Origin of the sequence: Variovorax sp. HJSM1_2 (assembly GCF_049316285.1) — a bacterium.
Taxonomy (GTDB): domain Bacteria; phylum Pseudomonadota; class Gammaproteobacteria; order Burkholderiales; family Burkholderiaceae_C; genus Rhodoferax_B.
On record NZ_JBMOXA010000060.1, the window covers coordinates 1 to 2,463 of the forward strand.

Genomic DNA, 2,463 nt, shown 5'->3' on the forward strand with positions numbered 1-2,463 from the left:
AACCCGCCACCGATCACGTTGAAGAACGAGCGGTTCATGGCCTTGCACATGATGTAGCTCAGGATGGCACCGGAGCTGCCCACCAAACTACCCGCAATGATCAGCATGCTGTTGTTCAGGCTGAAGCCAATGCCGGCCGCCGCCCAGCCCGAGTAGCTGTTGAGCATGGACACCACCACCGGCATGTCGGCGCCGCCAATCGGGATGATGAGCAAGACACCCAGCGCAAAACCCAGGGCGATCACCAGCACGATATCCATCCAGCTTTGGCTGTGCCAGAAACCGAAGATGAAGAAGGCTGCCGCCAGGCCGAGCACGAGGTTCAGCTTGTGCTGGCCAGGGAAGCTCACCGGTGTGCCCTGGAACAGGCGGAACTTGTATTTGCCGCTGAGTTTGCCAAAGGCAATGACCGAGCCGCTGAAGGTCACGGCACCGATGAAGGCGCCCAGGGCCAGTTCAATCCGGTTGCCGCCGGGAATGGCTTCGCCCTTGGTCGCAATCGCAAACGCCCAGGGTTCGGCCACGGCGGCCACGGCAATGAACACCGCCGCCAGGCCAATCATGCTGTGCATGAAGGCCACCAGTTCGGGCATCTTGGTCATCTCGACCCGTTTGGCCATGAGGGCGCCGGCCGTGCCACCGACCAGCAGGGCCACGACCACGTAGACCAGGCCTTCGACCGGGTTGCGCTGCAGGGCCGTGGCGTGGGTGTAAATCAGGCCCACGGTGGTCAGCGTGGCAATCGCCATGCCACTCATGCCAAACAGGTTGCCACGGATCGAGGTCGTGGGGTGGCTCAGGCCTTTCAGCGCCTGGATGAAACAAACGCTGGCGATCAGGTACAGCAGGGTCACAAGGTTCATGGACATTATTGGTTCTCCCCCAGGCTTGCCACTGCGTGTGCTTCGCGCACCCCCAACAGGGGGCCCGCGCCTTCGGACGGCCGTGCGGCGCTCATGGCTTGGCTCCTTGTTCTGCGGCGGGTGCTTTTTTCTCTTTCTTCTTGAACATCTCCAGCATGCGGCGCGTCACCAGAAAGCCGCCGAAGACGTTGACGGCGGCCAGCGCCACGGCCAGCACACCCATGGTTTTGCCTAGCGTGGTCTCCGTGAGGGCTGCGGCCAGCATGGCGCCGACGATGACGATGGCGGAGATGGCGTTGGTCACGGCCATCAGCGGGGTGTGCAGGGCCGGGGTGACGGTCCAGACCACGTGGTAACCCACGTAGATGGCCAGCACAAAGATGATCAGGTTGATCAGGGTCGGGGAAACAGCGTCCATGGGTTTTGTCCTCTGCTTTGTTCTTTGTCTTTTGGGCTACTTGCGCTTGACTTCGCCGCCATGGGTCATCAGGCAGGCGGCGACGATGTCGTCGTTCAGGTCCTGGTGCAGCGTGCCTTCCTTGGTGACGATGAGCTTGAGGAAGTCGATGACGTTGCGTGCGTACAGGGCCGAGGCATCGGCCGCCACCAGGGCCGGCAGGTTGGTCTCGCCTATCAGGGTGACGCCGTGTTTCACCACGGTTTGGTCGGCTTCGGTCAGCGGGCAGTTGCCGCCGGTTCCGTTCGCCCCCTTGCCTGCGGCCAGATCAACAAGAACTGAACCGGGTTTCATGGCCTTGAGCATGTCTTCACTCACCAGCTCGGGTGCGGCCCGGCCGGGGATCAGTGCGGTGGTGATGACCACGTCGGCCTGGGCCACACGTTTGGCGACTTCGGTCTTTTGCCGCGCCAGCCAGCTCGGCGGCATGGGTTTGGCGTAGCCGCCCACGCCTTCGGCGGCTTCTTTTTCTTCAGCGGTTTCATAGGGCACGTCGATGAACTTGGCGCCCAGCGATTCGACCTGCTCCTTGACGCTGGGGCGCACGTCGCTGGCTTCTATTACCGCACCCAGGCGTTTGGCGGTGGCAATGGCTTGTAAACCGGCGACACCGACACCCAGGATCACCACACGTGCGGCCTTGACCGTGCCGGCCGCCGTCATCAGCATGGGAAAGAAGCGCTGGTAAACATTGGCCGCCAGCATCACGGCCTTGTAGCCGGCGATATTGGCCTGGCTGGACAACACGTCCATGCTTTGTGCACGGGTGGTGCGTGGCGCGGCTTCCAGGGCGTAGCCGGTGACGCCTGCAGCGGCCAGGCTTTGCAGGCCCGGCGCATCAAAGGGGTTGAGCATGCCAACGACGGTGGCGCCGGGTCTGAGAAGCGTCAGCTCCGCTGCCGTGGGTGCGCGCACCTTGAGCACCAGGTCGCAGCCAAAGGCGCCTGCGGCATCGCAGATCTCCACCCCCACCGCCTGGTACACCTCGTCGGGGGCACTCGCCGCCACCCCGGCCCCGCTTTGCAGCCGCAGGCTGTGGCCCTGGGCCTTGAGTTTCTTCGCCGTCTCCGGGGTCAGCGCCACCCTGCGCTCCCCCGCTACCGTCTCCGCTGGCACGCCTATCAGCATGGTGTCTCCTTGGAA

3 protein-coding genes are annotated in these 2,463 nt (G+C 63.6%); all 3 read right to left on the minus strand.

All coding sequences use genetic code 11. The annotated features are described in order from the left end of the window. A partial coding sequence (locus tag ACFQ95_RS25930) for an NAD(P)(+) transhydrogenase (Re/Si-specific) subunit beta (protein ID WP_422835854.1) occupies positions 1-869 on the minus strand: 869 nt, incomplete at its 3' end. A gap of 85 nt (positions 870-954) precedes the next feature. Next, positions 955-1,281, minus strand: coding sequence for an NAD(P) transhydrogenase subunit alpha (locus ACFQ95_RS25935; protein ID WP_422830335.1), 327 nt, complete (start codon positions 1,279-1,281; stop codon positions 955-957). A 36-nt stretch (positions 1,282-1,317) separates the two neighbouring features. After that, the gene (locus ACFQ95_RS25940) at positions 1,318-2,448 is read right to left on the minus strand and encodes a Re/Si-specific NAD(P)(+) transhydrogenase subunit alpha (RefSeq protein ID WP_422835856.1); all 1,131 of its coding nucleotides are present in this window, start codon (positions 2,446-2,448) and stop codon (positions 1,318-1,320) included. Positions 2,449-2,463 lie beyond the last annotated feature (15 nt).